This is a genomic window from Pedobacter psychroterrae, assembly GCF_004331695.1.
Taxonomy (GTDB): domain Bacteria; phylum Bacteroidota; class Bacteroidia; order Sphingobacteriales; family Sphingobacteriaceae; genus Pedobacter; species Pedobacter psychroterrae.
Genome location: NZ_SJSL01000001.1, coordinates 115,751 through 132,782, shown reverse-complemented (window position 1 = coordinate 132,782; position 17,032 = coordinate 115,751). Strand labels below are relative to the sequence as shown.

Sequence of the window (17,032 nt, the reverse complement as noted above, 5' to 3'; positions counted from 1 at the left end):
TAACAAAACCAAATGAAACTTAGTATGAACAAGAGGCTTATTTATATAATGCTGACGGTCATGGGTATTGTATACATTATACAAGCCTGCAACAGGTCGCCAACTAATCAAGTTGCTGAGGAAAAAATCCCTGATAGTATTAGTTACAATTTTCATGTAAGGCCAATTTTATCTGACAAATGCTTCATCTGTCATGGGCCTGATGCGAATAAGAGGGAAGCCAGTCTTCGATTGGACATTGCTGAAGAGGCTTATAAAGCATTAAAAGATAATCCTTCTGCGCATGCCCTTGTGCCATTCAAACCTGGTGCTTCAGAAGTTTTCAGGAGGATCACTTCAGCTGATTCTGCCGTGATGATGCCGCCTAAATCATCAAACCTTAAATTAACATCGCGAGAAATTTCCATTTTAGAGAAGTGGATAAAACAAGGGGCTAAGTATGAAAATCACTGGGCATTTACCTCGCCTAAAACTCCGTCAATTCCAAAAATATCGAACAAAAGCTGGATAAGAAATGAGATAGACTATTTTGTGCTGGACAGGTTGGAGCAAAAGGGTATAGAACCTAATAAAGAAGCCGACAAGGAAAGGCTGCTGAAACGTGCGAGCCTGGATATAACAGGACTTCCGCCAAGTTTAGAAATGATGGATAAGTTTCTAGCCGATAATAGTGCAAATGCCTATGAAAAGATCGTAGATCAGCTGATCAGCAGCCCTGCATATGGGGAAAGAATGGCGCTGCACTGGCTGGATGTAGCACGCTTTGCAGATTCGCATGGTTACCAGGATGATAACTATAGGTCTCAGTGGCCATGGAGGGACTGGGTAATCTATGCATTCAACAAAAACATGCCATATGACCAGTTTATAACCTGGCAGTTGGCGGGCGACTTATTGCCGAACGGAACCAAGGAGCAGCTTCTTGCAACGGGTTTTAACAGAAATCATAAAATTACGGAAGAGGGGGGAGTGATAGACGAGGAATATAGGGTAGAATATGTAACCGACCGGACCAATACTTTTGGCAAAGCACTCCTTGCAGTGACCTTAGAGTGCGCACATTGCCACGATCACAAATATGATCCTGTTTCTCAAAAGGAGTATTATCAGGTTTTTGCATTTTTTAATAATGTAAAGGAAGTTGGGATAGAATCTGTAGTGGGTGGGCCTGAAACGTATGCTAAAAAGCCCCTGATGGAAATTACGAATGAGGATGTGAAAAGTATCCTCCAATTTGTTAACAAACAGGATACGAACAAACTGATCGTTTCTGTGATGGGTGAGGATACTGTAGTGAGGAAATCGTATATTCTCAACAGGGGTGTATATGACAATCATGGAGAAGAGGTACAGGCAGGGACACCAAAATCTGTGTTGTCTTTTGATAATAAATATCCTAAAAATAGGTTGGGCTTGTCCAAGTGGTTGTTTGATAAGCAAAATCCACTTACCGCCCGGGTATTCGTAAACCAGGTATGGCAAGAATTTTTTGGCCGGGGCATCGTCAAGACCATTGGCGACTTTGGTATGCAGGGCGAGCTACCTTCACATCCCGAATTGCTGGACTGGCTGGCAGTGGATTTTATGAAACATAACTGGAATATCAAACGGTTGGTTAAGCAAATAGTATCGTCTGCTACCTATCGTCAGTCGGCAGTAATCAGCCCCGAGAAAATGCAAACTGATCCGGAAAACATCTTGCTGGCGAGGGCTCCGCGTTATCGCGTCCCTGCCGAAATTGTAAGAGATGTCGTTTTATCCAGCAGTGGCTTGCTAGTCAGTAAAATAGGAGGGCCAAGTGTGAAACCTTATCAGCCGGCAGGATTGTGGGAAGGAGCGACATCTGGTCGTGGTCAGTTGGCCAAATACGTACAGGATCATGGCGAGCATCTATATAGAAGGGGAATCTATAGTTTTATTAAAAGAACGGTCCCTCCCCCAATCATGGGTATTTTTGACGCCAGTAACCGGGACCTTTGCGAAGTTCAGCGCTCTAAGACTAACACCCCGCTTCAGGCACTGGCGATGATGAATGATCCAAGTGTGCTGGAGGCATCTAGGGTTTTGGCAGATAGCCTGCTAAGGGAAAAATCCAGTACCCAGGCAATGATCACAAAGGCATTCAGGCTGATTGTATGCAGAAAACCTAAAGAAAAAGAGGTACAGGTGCTTACTGCATACTATACTGATCAGTTAAAGGCATTTAAAAAAGGTACTGATGCAGACGAGGTGTTAAAAGTTGGTGAATACCCTGCATCCGGCAAAGTAAATAAAGTTGCCCATGCTGCCATGATGGGGGTGATCACTGCTATTTACAATTTAGAAGAAACCATTACTAAATCCTGATGTATGGAAAAGAATATTTTAGAACACGGGCTTAACTTTAACAGAAGACGTTTTCTTTCACGGCTGAGTTTGGGATTGGGAAGTGTTGCCCTTGGCTCGCTAATGATCCCCGATCTCTTTACCGGTGGTACAGAGGATGCACCGTTTGCGCCGGGAGTTCCAGATTTTGCACCAAAAGCTAAACGTGTGATTTACCTGTTTCAGAATGGTGCGCCATCGCAACTGGAATTGTTTGATTATAAGCCTAAGCTTAGAGAAATGATGGGACAGGAGCTACCGGCATCTATTAGAGCCGGACAGCGCCTCACAGGAATGACATCTGGCCAGGCTTCCTTCCCATTAGTTGGTTCGATTTACGATTTTAAACAGTATGGTGATTCCAGGGCATGGATCAGTGATATCTTTCCACATACCGCTAAAGTGGTAGACGACATTTGCATCATTAAATCGATGCATACAGAGGCCATCAACCATGATCCGGCACTTACTTTTTTTCAAACAGGTGCACAGCAGGGTAACAGGCCAAGTATGGGGGCCTGGCTCAGTTATGGGCTGGGTAGTGAGAATAAAAACCTGCCTGCCTTTACGGTATTGTTGTCTCGTGGGAGAGGTGACGGTCAGGGAGTATATTCCAAACTTTGGACGAATGGATTCCTTGACTCCAGACATCAGGGTGTTCAGTTTAGCAGTGGTGAAGACCCGGTATTATATCTGAAGGACCCTGCCGGTCTGAACAGATTTGAAAGAAGGAAAATGCTCGATAAACTGGCTGAGATGAATGAACTGTCTTACCAGGAATTTAACGATCCGGAGATTACTGCTAAAGTGCAGCAATATGAAATGGCATACCGCATGCAAACCGCCGTACCGGAGGTGACAGATATCTCTAAAGAACCGGAAGAGATTATTGAAATGTATGGTCAGGATTGTCGCACACCCGGTACTTTTGCTGCCAACTGCCTGCTGGCACGTAAGCTAAGTGAAAATGGAGTGCGTTTTGTGCAGCTCTATCATCAGGGCTGGGACCAGCATGGTAATCTGCCCAGAGATATTAAGTGGCAGGCAGAAGATGTGGATAAAGCATCGGCTGCCCTGATTACAGACCTAAAGCAAAGGGGGCTGCTGGATGAGACACTGGTAATCTGGGGAGGGGAATTTGGAAGGACAAATTATAGTCAGGGTACCCTTACAAAAGATAATTATGGTCGCGATCATCATCCCCGATGCTTTAGCATATGGATGGCTGGCGGCGGTGTGAAACCGGGAATGGTGTATGGAGAAACAGATGAATTTGGCTATAACATAGTCAAGGACCCTGTTCACGTAAACGACTTTCATGCCACCGTATTGAACCAATTGGGCCTGAACCACGAAAAATTAATTTATAAACACTTAGGCCGCCGTTACAGACTAACTGATGTGGCAGGTAAAGTAATCAAAGACATTATAACGTAAGCATTTCATGAAGAGAAAAGATTTTATCAAACACACTGTAGTTGTATCGGCCAGTTTTTTTATCAGCAAAGATCTCCTGGCAAAACCAAAGGGACCAGTTTACGGGCATGGAAACATGCGCTATTCTATGGATGATAAATGGGGCCAGTTAAATCCGGAGGTCAATCCTGTAAATGATTGTCATGAAATGGTGCAGGATTCAAAAGGAAGAATAATCCTGCTTACTAACGAAACTAAGAATAATGTGTTGATCTACAATAAATCGGGCAAGTTGCTTGAATCATGGGGACATGAATTTCCGGGTGCGCATGGATTGACCCTGACTAAAGACGGTAAAAATGATTATCTCTTTATTACAGATACCAACAGGCATCAAGTGTTTAAAACAAGCCTTGACGGAAAGATATTAATGACTATTAATTGTCCCATGGAAACCGGACTTTATAAAAAAATTGAAGAGTTTGTTCCGACTGAGGTAGCCGTAGCGGATAATGGAGATTTCTTTATTGCAGATGGTTATGGTGCGCAATATGTGTTGCATTATAATGCTGAAGGCAAGCTATTGAGCTATTTTGGAGGAAGGGGAACAGAGACAAAGAATTTGGACAATGCGCATGGGGTTTGCATTGACAAACGCAAAGGAACACCAACATTGCTGGTGACTGACCGTACCCGCAATTGCTTTAAAAAATTTGATATGAAGGGCAATCTCAAAGAGATTATCCAGTTGCCGGGAGCTTGCGTTTGCCGTCCGGTGATACATAAAAACTATTTATACGCGGCTGTGTTGCGCTCGCCAGTTCTGGACAATGCAGGTTCTGGTTTTGTTACGATTTTAGACAAAAACAATAAAGTTGTCTCAAATATAGGTGGTAGCGCACCAGTGTATACCAATGGTGTATTAGAGCCGATGGCACAGCTGGAAAAAATATTGGCCAACCCCCATGATGTATGCGTAGATGATGACGAAAACCTGTATGTAGCACAATGGGCATCCGGAAAAGTTTATCCTTATAAATTTACCCGCGTATAAGTCATTATGAGGTTTGCTGTCAGAGGTTTAGCGGAAAATATACTATTTGCCCTCAATATATTTATTGTCTTTTTGCTGTTATTTGGAGATAAAATCTCCGTGCCGATTTGGCTGCAACCGCTAGGGAGAATGCATCCAATGATATTGCATTTTCCTATTGTATTGCTGATGCTGGCGATGCTGCTGGAGTTCTTTCGGTTCAAACAAGTCTATAATGGCGAGAAGCTTTATCAGCGCTTTACTACAGGATTGCTGTTGACAGGAGTTTTACTGAGTGCGGTTACAGTTGTAATGGGTTTGTTCCTTTCCAAAGAAGAGGGGTATGCTGGTGATGCGCTCTGGTGGCATAAATGGACAGGTGTGACCGTTGTATTTGTTTCTTCAGCAATTTACTGGTCGCGAAATAAGACCTGGTACAAAGCACCTTTGGCAAAAGCAGGAGCGGTAATGACGACATTTTGTTTAATTGTGGCGGGGCATTACGGTGCAACTTTAACACACGGTGACAACTATGTGCTGGAGCCTGTAACTTCCGCAAAGCAGGTACCGGTAGATCAGGCCATTGTATTTGAAGATGTGGTGATGCCAATTTTTTCCGAAAAATGCCTGGGTTGCCATAACCTGGACAAAGCTAAAGGAAGTTTAATAATGGACAATGCCCGTTCTCTGCTTAAAGGAGGTAAAACAGGAAAATTATTTGTAGCAGGCAAACCGGAAATCAGCCTGCTTCTTGAACGTGTCCATCTGCCTGTGGAAGATAAAAAGCACATGCCGCCTAAAAACAAGACACAGCTGACGAGTGAAGAGACGACTATTTTACGGCTCTGGATAAAGGGGAATGCTGAACTTAAAAAGAAAGTTGTCGATTTGCCACAAAATGACTCATTAAGGATGCTGGCAACGGCACTATTGGGACCGGAAAAAGCCGCTGAAGAAAAATTTGATTTCGCTGCGGCAGATGATGCCGCAATAGCAAAGCTGAACAATGACTACAGAGTGATTACCTCACTGGCCAAAAATTCTCCTGCACTGGTAGTGAACTTGTATAACAAAAGTATTTATAATGCTAAGCAACTGGAAGAACTTGATCCTGTCAAAAAGCAAATCGTATCCTTAAATTTAAATAACCTGCCCGTGAAAGATGAAGATTTAAAGATTATTGCAAAGTTTGGCAACCTCAGAACGCTCCATCTTAATTCCACTGATATTACGGGGGCCGGCCTGAAGCACTTATCCCAATTGAAAAATTTGAAGGAACTTACTTTATGGAAGACAAAAGCTAATCAGGCAGAGATCAAAGTTTTGTCAGCCGCCAATGGGGATTTAAAAATCATAGGCGGGATTTAATTTTAAGCATACTATAATTATTCCAACTGTTCTGCTAAATTTGTCGTTTTGAAACGGTTGTAAAAAGCGAGTCTTGAATTTTATGTCAATAAAGGTCTTAATAGTAATGCCCTGTTATAATGAGGAATCCGCTTTGCCATTATTGCTAAACGAGCTGTGTGCCCTGGCATTGCCTGAAAAATACGCATTGACCCTGCTGGTAATTAATGACTGCTCCAAAGACAATACCGTTGCAGTTGCCAGAAAACATCAAGTAAAGCTATTAGACCTGGTAAATAACCTCGGCATCGGCGGTGCGGTACAGTCAGGACTCAAATACGCTAAAGAGAATGACTTTGATGTAGCCATACAGCTTGACGGTGACGGACAGCACCCGCCTGCAGAGATCATAAAACTGCTGCAGGGACATGAAGATGGTACTGACGTTGTGATCGGATCAAGGTTTTTGAGTAAGGAAGGATTTCAATCATCATTTATGAGAAGAATGGGAATCCGCTACTTCTACAGGTTAAATCAGGTGCTCACTGGCAATAATATTTATGATAGTACATCAGGATTTAGACTGTTGGGCAAAAAAGCCATTGACATTGCGGCAGCATATTATCCCGATGATTATCCGGAACCTGAGTCTTTGATCATCTTTTCAAAAGCTGGTCTTAAGATTAAGGAAGTTCCTGTTTTGATGAGTCACCGGCTGGGTGGCACCTCTTCCATAAGTAATAGCTCTTCCATCTATTATTGTATTAAAGTAACAATAAGCATGTTATTCTCGTTTATTCGAAAACCACAATAAACCATTATGACCAGAATCCAAATCATCACCATCATCATTAATGTCCTTTTTCTACTTTATATTTCCAGACTGATTGTCAAAGGAAGGTTAAGGGAAGAATATGCGATTGTATGGCTGATTTGTACGCTGGCAATGCTTGTTTTTTCCTTTTGGGCTGAGGGCCTGGATGTAATGTCTAAATTATTTGGGATCCATGTGCCTGCAAACCTGGTGTTTACAGGCTTTATATTTATCATTCTTATATACCTGCTGCACTTATCTGTCGTAAATTCGAAACTACAACGCCATGTAACGAAAATTACCCAGGAACTGGCACTAATGAAAGAAAAACTTGAACAAGGAAGCGAAGAAACCCATGACAAAACCAAATAAAAATATCTTTAAGCTGGCAGTTGTCCTGCTGGTAGTTTTAATAGCTGCATATGCCAATCATTTTGAAAATGAATTCCATTTCGATGATTTTCATACCATTGTCAACAATGTCTATATCAGAAATATAGCAAACATACCGCAGTTCTTTTCTGATCCAAAGATGTTTAGCGTAGACCCTGATCATCATGGCCTTAGACCGCTGGTTACTGCCACCCTGGCAATAGATTACTGGTTGGGTGGTGGACAGATGATCCTCTTTTATTTTCATTTGTCTACCTTCCTGTGGTTTATTTTCCTCGGCCTGATCATGTATTTCCTATATAAAAAATTACTGGAGATCTCTTTTCAGCATAGCTGGATTCCATATATTTCCCTGTTTGCCGTAGCCTGGTTTTTACTTCATACAGCCAATGCAGAGACCATAAATTATGTGATATCGCGATCAGATGTGCTATCAACATTTTTTATAACTGCCGCCTTTGCAGTCTATGTTTTGTATCCTGATCGCAGGAAATGGTATCTCTATGTGATCCTTGCTGTAATCGGTGTTTTTGCCAAGGAAACAGTATTGGTACTGATTATTGTCCTGTTCTTTTATATCCTGCTGTTTGAAAAACAGCTTTCTGTTGCTGAACTGTTCAAGGCAAGAAACTTTAAAACAGTATTGAACGTTGTTTTAGCCCTTTTACCGGTTTTTATCGTAGTGGCTGCGGTACAGTTCTATACACTCTCTAAAATTGAAGCCATTCCGGGTATTTCCAATCCGGCGGGCTATTACTGGCTTACTCAGTGTTATGTCTGGCTACATTATTTTATCTCTTTCTTTTTCCCTGTGAGCCTAAGTGCGGATACAGACTGGACTGTTATTACAAACGCTTTTGACAGAAGGATTGTGGCAGGTGTGGTATTTGTAGTGCTACTGGTGATTACGATATTCAAAACCTCGGCTAAAAAAGAGACTAAGCCAATTGCCTTTGGACTGATTTGGTTTGCAGCGGCATTATTACCAACCTCCGTAGCCCCTTTTGCAGAAGTTATGAATGATCACCGGATGTTTTTCCCTTTCATCGGACTGGCACTAAGTGTGGTAACTTTTATCGGCTTAAGGTTGATCAGGCAGGAAAAGAGAATAATGGCCAGTCAGCCATTTCGTATCATCATTGCAGGATCTGTTTTGATCATTTTGGGCTTAAACGCCTATGGAGTTCATGAGCGGAACAAGGTATGGAGAGATGAAGAGACACTTTGGTACGACGTGACCATCAAAAGCCCGCTCAATGGAAGAGGTCTGATGAACTATGGCCTGTCTCAAATGGGGAAGGGAAATTTTGAAACAGCCCTGAATTATTATGAGAGGGCATTGCCTATGTTGCCCACCTACAGTTACCTGTATATAAATATTGGTATTGCCAAAGGCGCTACAGGTCATCATAAAGAGGCTGAGGATAATTTCAAAAAGGCTATTTTTTTTGCACCTAATGCGTTCGATTCCTATATGTTTTACGCACGTTATTTGAAGGAAAATAACAAGAATGAAGAAGCCAGACCCTTGGCGGAAAGGGCATTGTCACTTAATCCTCAGTCTTTCATGAACCTGACTGTACTGATGGAAATCTACAATAATTTGGGTCTGTGGACGGAGCTCCAGCAAACAGCGGAACAAACATTGACATTACTGCCGAACGATCCTGCTGCGATTGAGTTTTTAGCAGCAGCTAAACGTAAAAAGCCACTTGTTAACAAACCAAATACCAAGTCAAAAAACAGCCCTGAAGACCTGCTAAATTTAAGCCTTGCATTTTATAAAGTAGGGATGTATGAAAAATGTATCCAGGCATGCAGACAAGCCATTGAATTAAAACCCGATTATGCAGATGCATATAGTAACATTGCCGCAGCGTATAACCAGTTAAAACGATGGGAAGATGGGGCCGCAGCGGCTAAAAAAGCACTGGAGATAGATCCTGACCATGCACTTGCAAAGGGAAATTTAAAATGGGCATTGACAAAGTCATATCAGTAGTCTATTTGACCATAATCGTTACACCAACAAGCACAATGAATGCACCTACCGCCTGTTGCATGTTAAGCCGTTCATTTAGAAAATAGTAATTGGCTACAAGAATGAAAACAAGGGACAATAAGGTAGCAAATGTAGCTACGGACGTTGATGCCTCTGCAAGCCTTGGGATTTTTAGCAATGAATTGTTGAGCATAATGAAACTGATCCTTGTTGCTACCGCAAAAAACATAGCTAAAATAAATTTCCAGTTTAGTATCAGACGAAGAATGTTGTCTGCATTTAGTAAATTGCCCGAAATGAGCGACCGGTCGCCCAATAAGACAATTGATAGCGTGTTAGTAATGCAAAAAGCAAGAAGCCAAAAAATACCTAATACCATATAATCCTTTAAAGAGCGGTTAGCTTATGAAAACATGTCAAATATATGAAAGAGTATCATAGTACGAGCGATAAAAGTTATACCGAAGGCCTGATCTACAGACAATCTGCCTGGTGGAAAAAGTTGCTGAATGTTCAACTCCCGTATAAATGGAATATTTTAAGTTTGAAACCCGGATTTGTATTGGATGTGGGTTGTGGTATAGGTAGGAATTTGCTGCACCTGAATGGCAATGGTGTAGGTGTAGACCATAATGAAATGTCAGTAGAAGTATGCAGGCAGAGAGGGCTGGAGGCTTATACTGTTGATGAATTTCTAAAGTCATCATTAAATGTTCCCGAAAGATTTGATTCGATATTGCTGGCCCATGTAGCCGAGCATATGACCAGACCAGAGTTTGTGAATTTATTTGACGCTTATCTTCCCCTGCTAAAAAAGGGCGGAAAGGTTATTGTAATCACTCCGCAGGAGTATGGATATAAAACCGATGACACACATGTTGAGTTTACGGATTTTAATGCGGTCAGGGATGTATTTCAACAGTTGAATCTGACCACTCACAAACAATTTAGCTTCCCTTTCCCCAGGTTTGCAGGCAAGCTTTTTCAGTATAATGAATTTGTAAGTGTTGCAGTGAAATAATATAATTAAAGTTCATTGTCCTTATATCCTGCGGCATATAATCTGGAGATAATTTTGGCCATACCTTTTCCCCACATTTGTTCAAATATTTGAAGTTCCTCTTTTTGCCTTATGCCGAGGCTAAGCTGATTGGTTGTTTCTGAATCAGGATGTATCCTGTGCTGCACAAGTTTCCTGTTTATATAGAGGAATGAGCCTTTACGTTTGCTTAGTTCCAGCCAGGCATACCAGTCGAGCGCGCAGGAATAGTCTTTTGAAAAAGCAAAGTCATTATTTAGCGCCTCAAGGTTAAAGGTCACCGCAGGGCAGGCAATGGGATCCCCAAATAACAATATGGATTTCTTAGCAAGCCTGCTTTTCAAACGCCTGGAGAAGAAGAATGGCCATAGCAGTGCACTTTTAACAAATGTATTCAATGAAAACCCCCGTATTTTCCCGGCTACAAGGTCAGTATAGCTGGTAAAAGCAATCAATACGTCTTTACCCTTACTTATACCTTTAATTACACTTTCTGCATACTGAGGGTCATAAATATCGTCCTGATGGGCTATGGTAGCCAGTTTTGTGCCGGCTTTGGATAATGCAAAATTCCAGTCCCCGGATATACTTCCTAATTCGGGATTGATAAAATAGTTTAAACTGTATTTCTTTGCCAGGTCTTCTAAAAAGGCGGACGGTGTAGAAGTAGTTAGCACAATTGCACTTTTTACCGTCTGATCGAGCAGGCTTTGTATACAGCTTTCCAGATAGGGAGAAATTTTATACGCAGGAATTACGAAAGTATGATCAGGCATTGGTCATTGCATTTACCTGCAAATATAACCTTTAACTGCTTATATAGCTTTCCAATTGCGAGATTGTTTGTTTCTGGTCGGCTATGATAAATTTTACCACATCTCCTATGGATACCATACCCAAAACCACATCGCTTTGCATTACCGGTAAGTGTCTGATGTGTTTGTCGGTCATGATCTGCATGCAGAGTTCAATACTATCATCTGGCAATACCGTAATCGGATCTGCTGTCATTACATCTTTCACTTCTGTATCTGCAGAAGATTTGCCATGTAAGATTATTTTTCTTGCATAATCCCTTTCTGTAAAGATTCCGAGTAATTTCTGATCATCAATGATCAGAAGTGCACTTATGTTTTTCTCCATCATCAGCTGCAGCGCTTCCAAAACAGATGTATTTTGCGAAACTGAAATGACCTGGGCCGGTTTGGTGTTCAGGATTTGTTGTACCTTCTTCATAAGCTGTTAAGAATTACCTATTTAAACTTAACTAAAAAAACTTAATTCACCAAAAATCTACGCATGCATTTTTAACAGGGGTAATATTTCCTCTACATACTTCCTGTCATTGGCTAGTCTGGGAACTTTATGCTGCCCGCCGAGCTTACCTTTGGACTTCAGCCAGTTGTAAAATGTATTGTTTGGGGCATTGTGTACCTTGGGGCGGCGCAGTGCCATGTCCTTAAACCGCTTGGCGTCATAATCAGAATTTACTTCTCTTAAAGTCTGATCAAGTACATCTATGAACTTCTCAAAATCATTTGGCTGCTGGTCAAACTCAATGATCCATTCATGCCCGCCTACTTCTTCTCCTTTAAAATAGATCGGACATGCAGTATAATCTTTGAAAACTGCATTCGTTACATTGCAGGCCTTGCAAATTGCCTGCTCTGCATTGTCTATGATCACTTCTTCACCAAATGCATTGATGAAATGTTTAGTTCTGCCGGTGATCCTGATGCGGTATGGGGAGAGGCTGGTAAACTGAATGGTATCCCCGATCATATAACGCCATAAGCCCCCATTGGTGGAGATAATGATGGCGTAATTTTTATTTAGCTCAACCTGATCAAGCGAATAGGTAACTGGATTTTCATCTTCTATATATTCGATGGGCAAAAATTCATAGTATATGCCATAATCCAGCATTAAAAGCATTTCATCAGCATTTACCTCATCCTGAATGCCAAAAAAACCCTCAGAAGCGTTATAGGTTTCCAGGTAATACATGTCATTACAAGGAATTAATTCTTTAAACTGCTCTCTGTAAGGTTTGAAATTTACTGCACCATGAATATATAATTCAAGGTTGGGCCATACTTCAAGTAAATTTTGTTTGCCGGTAATTTCTAATACTTTTTTTGCCAGTACAATTGTCCATGTAGGTACCCCGGCTATATTGGTTACATTCTCCTTGATGGTAGCCTCAGCCATTTTTTCCATCTTTTCCTCATAGTTATCCATTAATGCAATGGAAATGTTTGGCGTGCGGTAGTATTCAGCCCACATTGGCAAGTTTTTTATCAATACAGCCGACAGGTCACCATAAAAAGAATCTTCATTAAGCTGATTGATCTGATGGCTCCCGCCCAATACAAGGCCTTTTCCGGTAAGTATCTGATTTTCTGGCCTGTTATTGCAGAATATCGACAGCAGGTCTTTACCTCCTTTAAAATGACATTCCTGCAAAGATTCTTCAGAAACCGGGATAAACTTACTCCTGTCGCTGGTAGTGCCGGATGATTTAGCAAACCACTTGATCTCTGATGGCCATAAAATATTTTGTTCACCTTTAAGCATCCGTTCAATGTATGGTTTCAGCGTATCATAGTTCTGAATCGGCACCCTTTCTTTAAATTGCTTTGGAGTTTCTATCGAGCGGTAATCATATTTTTCACCCCATTCGGTATCTTCTGCTGAGGAAATTAGTTTTTGAAACCATTCTTCCTGTACGTCATGTGGATATTTCATGAAGAGCTCGATTTGATGAACCCGCTTTTTCATGTACCAGGTAAAAATTGAATTTACAATTGCCATACTTAGGTATTATAAGTTTTTGCTGCGAAGTACGAAGTTTGAACCAAGATATACCCGCCGTACCATCTCGTTTGCTGCCAGGACTTCAGGTGTTCCTGACTCCAGGATTTTACCTTCAAACAAGAGATAAGCCCTGTCGGTGATGGATAGGGTCTCCTGAACATTGTGGTCAGTAATCAGGATGCCAATGTTTTTTTGCTTTAGTTTAGCTACAATGGTCTGGATTTCTTCAACGGCGATGGGGTCAACGCCTGCAAATGGTTCGTCCAGTAAGATGAAATTTGGGCTTGCAGCCAATGCCCTTGCTATTTCTGTACGCCTGCGTTCACCTCCCGAAAGCAGGTCTCCCCGGTTCTTGCGAACTTTATGCAAACTAAATTCGCTGATCAGTTCTTCCAGTTTTTCATGGCGCTCCTCCTTCTTCATTTTCGTCATTTCAAGTATAGCCATGATGTTGTCCTCAACAGACAATTTTCTGAAGACAGAAGCTTCCTGTGCCAGATAACCAATCCCTTTTTGCGCCCTTCGGTACATAGGGTCGGATGTGATATTCTCATCATCTAAAAAAATAGTACCTTGATTAGGTTTTATCAGCCCAACTATCATATAAAAGCTGGTGGTTTTACCCGCACCGTTAGGGCCGAGTAGCCCAACAATCTCTCCTTGTCCTACCGAAAACGAAACATCATTTACAACAGTGCGCTGCTTGTATTTTTTTATCAGATTTTCTGCTCTTAATATCATGTATGGTTACGAATATTCTGGTTTAATTCCTTTTATATTTAATTGCAAACGCCGTTGGTCTTTCCATATGTTTTCTTCTATTGTATAACAAACAGAAAAAGGTTGGTTTGGTTGCAAAAGGTTTTCATATTCTGCCAGGCCAAATCCAATGCTATCAAAAATAATGGAATTTTGTTGTTTTATAGTCAATTTTAAATGTTTTATGCCAACAACATGCGGCTTGCCCGATAAAAATACATTGTGTGTTATAAATACCGGTGCTGTATTACTTGGTCCGAAGGGCGCCATCCGGGCAATGATGCGCTGAAATTTGCCGTCAATCTGATTAAAGTCCAGCTCCGCATCTATTTTTATCTCCGGACAAAGCATGTCCTCTGTAATGGTCGAAGCAACGATCTCTTCAAACCTGTCGGTAAAAGATTGGATGTTTTCCGGCTTGATGGTTAACCCGGCTGCAAATTTATGTCCCCCAAATTGCTCCAGCAGATCTTCACAGCCCAGCAGGGCCTCATACAGGTCAAACCCCGAAACGGATCTTGCAGAACCTGTTAACAGGCCATTTGAAGTAGTCAATACCACTGTAGGGCGGTAATACCGTTCTATTAGTCTCGAGGCCACAATGCCGATTACTCCTTTATTCCAGCTTTCATGGTATACAACGGTAGTTTTTTTATTGATCAGGATCTCACATTCGTCAATCAAAGCAAGGGCTTCCTCGGTCATATTTTGATCTGATGTTTTACGCGCTGTATTTTGCAGATTGATCAGCAAACTTTGTTCCCTGGCCATTGCATCATCCCTGCAGATCAGCATTTTTACCGCCTCATTGGCATGATCCATTCTTCCTGCAGCATTGATCCTGGGAGCCAGTACAAATACCACATCAGTCAGTGTAAAATCCTTGTTTTTACCTGCAATGTCCATCAGTGCCTTTAATCCTTTGCAGGGTTCCTGATTAAGCCTGATCAGTCCATGGTACGCCAGTATCCTGTTTTCATCTTCAACCGGAACAATGTCTGCAGCGATGCTCACCATAACCAGGTCTATATACTGTTCGTACCCCCCAGGATCTAAAGAGTGTCGTATGCTATAAGCCTGGGCCAGCTTAAAGCCTATGCCGCAGCCTGCCAGTTCCTTGAAAGGATAGGGGCAATCCGCTCTTTTTGGATCTAATACTGCAACGGCAGCCGGTAGTTCATCACCGGGCAAATGATGATCACATATAATAAAATCAATATTCAAACTATTTGCATAGGCTATTCTCTCTACAGATTTGATTCCGCAATCGAGGGCGATGATCAGACTGAAACCATTTTGGCTTGCATAGTCTATTCCCTGAACAGAAATTCCGTAACCCTCTTTATGCCTGTCTGGAATATAGTAATCGATATGCTGGGTAAATTTACTGAAAAATCCATATGTCAGTGCCACAGCAGTAGTGCCATCAACATCATAATCACCATAGATCAATATTTTTTCCCCCATCGCAAATGCATCATCTATTCTTGATACCGCGATATCCATATCCTTCATGAGGAAGGGATCATGCAGTTTAGACATTTGTGGCCTGAAATAAACACGTGCTTCATCAAATGTGGAAATACCTCTTTGAACAAGTACCTGGGCCAGGCTTTTGTCTATATTTAATTGTTGTGCAAGCGAATCTGCTGTTTCTAAATTGCCTCCCGGGGCCTGCACCCATCGTCTTTTCATCCAGTATTTATTATCTTTGCAATGATATCGTAAATATATCATTTAATTTATTTTTTCTTAAATAACTACGCCATTGCAAGTTTTCACTTTATTTGAAGGATCGTATTCAGTAGACGCTACAAAAAAATTCATACCGTTTAATAGAGATACGGATAATCCCAAAGATCGCCCTGCATCCTTATTTATTCATGTACAACCCTTTTTGATCAAGTTAAAGAATCAGCTGATCCTGATTGATACTGGTCTTGGTTATAGTGATGCCAATGGCGAACTGATCCTGCACAACAACATTAGAAATGCAGGATTTGATCCTGAAGATGTGAAACTGGTTTTGATGTCGCACTTACATTTTGACCATTCGGGCGGTATGGTGCATGATCGCAACGGAAAGATGGAACTAAGCTTCCCGCATGCTACTTACGTGATACAGCAAGGCGAATGGGAGAGTGCCTTTACCAATCCTTCTTCGTCTTATAAAACGGAGATATTTGATTTTCTGCAGCGCAATGCCCAGCTACAGTTTATAGAAGGCTCCGGTAAGCTCACAGAAGAGATCAGCTTTGAGCTAACTGGTGCCCATACACCCTTTCACCAGGTCTTTTTATTAGACGATGGTACAGATAAGGTATTTTTTGGTGGTGATGTATTGCCTGAACCGGAAGAACTGATCAAAAAATTCATCGCTAAATATGATTTTGATGGCAGAAAGGCCATGGAACTAAGGAATGAGTTTGGTATCAAAGCAGCGCAGGAAAATTGGAACTGTTTGTTCTATCATGGAAAAAGCATTACAACAGGCTACGTTACCTTATCAGACGGACAGTTTAAGATTGCCGCTAAAGCCTGATCCCTTTTAATAATTCAGAAAGCCGTTCTATTGAAAGTGGCTTTGATATAAAGCCTTTGATGGTTTTATATGTTTTTGCTTTTTCTATGTCGTTTTCATAGACTGAGGAAGAGAGCATGTACATATCTACTTTATGGGCAATGCCCAATCTGTCGTATGCTTCTAAAAATTCCCAGCCATTTAGTACAGGCATATTAATGTCAATCAGTATCAGATGCGGAAATAAGTCTTGTTCGTCTGCAATTTCGGCTAAATAATCTGCTGCTAACTGACCATTGCTTTTTGAGGTCATATTGACCTTGAATCCAGTTTTTTCGACAATTTTCCTAATAATGAAGATATTAATATCGTCATCATCAATAATCAGCAGGTTGATTTTAAGGTCCGTCATAAATTTGGGAAACAGAAATAATATATACTAAGTTATGCAAATAAAACAAATGTTTAAACGCATAATTATCATTTTATAAAAAAAAGGCCATTATTTTCATAATAGCCTTAATGTA

16 protein-coding genes are annotated in these 17,032 nt (G+C 41.3%); 9 read left to right on the top strand and 7 right to left on the bottom strand.

Going from position 1 to position 17,032, the window contains the following annotated elements:
* The first annotated feature begins 24 nt into the window (after positions 1 to 24).
* The 7 genes from EZ437_RS00575 (at position 25) to EZ437_RS00545 (ending at position 9,369) form a co-directional block, all read left to right on the top strand.
* Positions 25 to 2,346, top strand: coding sequence for a PSD1 and planctomycete cytochrome C domain-containing protein (locus tag EZ437_RS00575; protein WP_131592132.1), 2,322 nt, complete (start codon positions 25 to 27; stop codon positions 2,344 to 2,346).
* A 3-nt stretch (positions 2,347 to 2,349) separates the two neighbouring features.
* Entirely contained in the window at positions 2,350 to 3,801 is a 1,452-nt protein-coding gene (locus tag EZ437_RS00570) for a DUF1501 domain-containing protein (RefSeq protein WP_131592130.1), read from the top strand.
* A 7-nt stretch (positions 3,802 to 3,808) separates the two neighbouring features.
* Entirely contained in the window at positions 3,809 to 4,834 is a 1,026-nt protein-coding gene (locus tag EZ437_RS00565; protein WP_131592128.1) for an NHL repeat-containing protein, read from the top strand.
* A 6-nt stretch (positions 4,835 to 4,840) separates the two neighbouring features.
* Positions 4,841 to 6,181, top strand: coding sequence for a DUF2231 domain-containing protein (locus tag EZ437_RS00560; protein ID WP_205942621.1), 1,341 nt, complete (start codon positions 4,841 to 4,843; stop codon positions 6,179 to 6,181).
* Positions 6,182 to 6,287: 106 nt separating this feature from the next.
* Complete coding sequence (locus EZ437_RS00555) at positions 6,288 to 6,974, top strand: glycosyltransferase family 2 protein (RefSeq protein ID WP_205942620.1); 687 nt, start codon at positions 6,288 to 6,290, stop codon at positions 6,972 to 6,974.
* Positions 6,975 to 6,980: 6 nt separating this feature from the next.
* Positions 6,981 to 7,346 carry a DUF2304 domain-containing protein gene (locus tag EZ437_RS00550; protein WP_131592122.1) on the top strand — a complete coding sequence of 122 codons (366 nt, stop codon included), beginning with the start codon at positions 6,981 to 6,983 and terminating at the stop codon, positions 7,344 to 7,346.
* Positions 7,330 to 9,369, top strand: coding sequence for a tetratricopeptide repeat protein (locus EZ437_RS00545; RefSeq protein ID WP_131592120.1), 2,040 nt, complete (start codon positions 7,330 to 7,332; stop codon positions 9,367 to 9,369). The genes EZ437_RS00550 and EZ437_RS00545 overlap by 17 nt, the downstream gene beginning before the upstream one ends.
* A gap of 1 nt (position 9,370) precedes the next feature.
* On the opposite strand, the gene EZ437_RS00540 is transcribed toward EZ437_RS00545, so the two are convergent.
* The gene (locus EZ437_RS00540; protein WP_131592118.1) at positions 9,371 to 9,748 is read right to left on the bottom strand and encodes a hypothetical protein; all 378 of its coding nucleotides are present in this window, start codon (positions 9,746 to 9,748) and stop codon (positions 9,371 to 9,373) included.
* 45 nt (positions 9,749 to 9,793) lie between these two features.
* Here EZ437_RS00540 and EZ437_RS00535 point away from each other — a divergent pair, with 45 nt between their 5' ends.
* On the top strand, positions 9,794 to 10,390 hold the full coding sequence (locus EZ437_RS00535; protein ID WP_131592116.1) for a class I SAM-dependent methyltransferase: 597 nt from the start codon (positions 9,794 to 9,796) through the stop codon (positions 10,388 to 10,390).
* 5 nt (positions 10,391 to 10,395) lie between these two features.
* Here EZ437_RS00535 and EZ437_RS00530 read toward each other — a convergent pair whose 3' ends face one another.
* Genes EZ437_RS00530 through recJ form a run of 5 tightly spaced genes read right to left on the bottom strand, consistent with a single transcriptional unit; the run spans position 10,396 to position 15,679 of the window.
* A complete protein-coding gene (locus tag EZ437_RS00530; protein WP_131592114.1) occupies positions 10,396 to 11,184 on the bottom strand; it encodes a glycosyltransferase in 789 nt (262 codons plus the stop codon).
* 31 nt (positions 11,185 to 11,215) lie between these two features.
* A complete protein-coding gene (locus EZ437_RS00525; protein ID WP_131592112.1) occupies positions 11,216 to 11,644 on the bottom strand; it encodes a CBS domain-containing protein in 429 nt (142 codons plus the stop codon).
* Positions 11,645 to 11,701: 57 nt separating this feature from the next.
* Positions 11,702 to 13,222 carry a GH3 auxin-responsive promoter family protein gene (locus EZ437_RS00520; RefSeq protein WP_131592110.1) on the bottom strand — a complete coding sequence of 507 codons (1,521 nt, stop codon included), beginning with the start codon at positions 13,220 to 13,222 and terminating at the stop codon, positions 11,702 to 11,704.
* Between the two features lie 9 nt (positions 13,223 to 13,231).
* The gene (lptB, locus tag EZ437_RS00515; RefSeq protein WP_131592108.1) at positions 13,232 to 13,966 is read right to left on the bottom strand and encodes an LPS export ABC transporter ATP-binding protein; all 735 of its coding nucleotides are present in this window, start codon (positions 13,964 to 13,966) and stop codon (positions 13,232 to 13,234) included.
* A 6-nt stretch (positions 13,967 to 13,972) separates the two neighbouring features.
* On the bottom strand, positions 13,973 to 15,679 hold the full coding sequence (gene recJ, locus EZ437_RS00510) for a single-stranded-DNA-specific exonuclease RecJ (protein WP_131592106.1): 1,707 nt from the start codon (positions 15,677 to 15,679) through the stop codon (positions 13,973 to 13,975).
* A 73-nt stretch (positions 15,680 to 15,752) separates the two neighbouring features.
* Between recJ and EZ437_RS00505 the strand changes: the two genes are divergently transcribed.
* Positions 15,753 to 16,526, top strand: a complete 774-nt coding sequence (locus EZ437_RS00505; protein WP_131592104.1) for an MBL fold metallo-hydrolase — start codon at positions 15,753 to 15,755, stop codon at positions 16,524 to 16,526.
* On the opposite strand, the gene EZ437_RS00500 is transcribed toward EZ437_RS00505, so the two are convergent.
* The gene (locus tag EZ437_RS00500; RefSeq protein ID WP_131592102.1) at positions 16,516 to 16,917 is read right to left on the bottom strand and encodes a response regulator; all 402 of its coding nucleotides are present in this window, start codon (positions 16,915 to 16,917) and stop codon (positions 16,516 to 16,518) included. The genes EZ437_RS00505 and EZ437_RS00500 overlap by 11 nt on opposite strands.
* Positions 16,918 to 17,032: the final 115 nt, after the last annotated feature.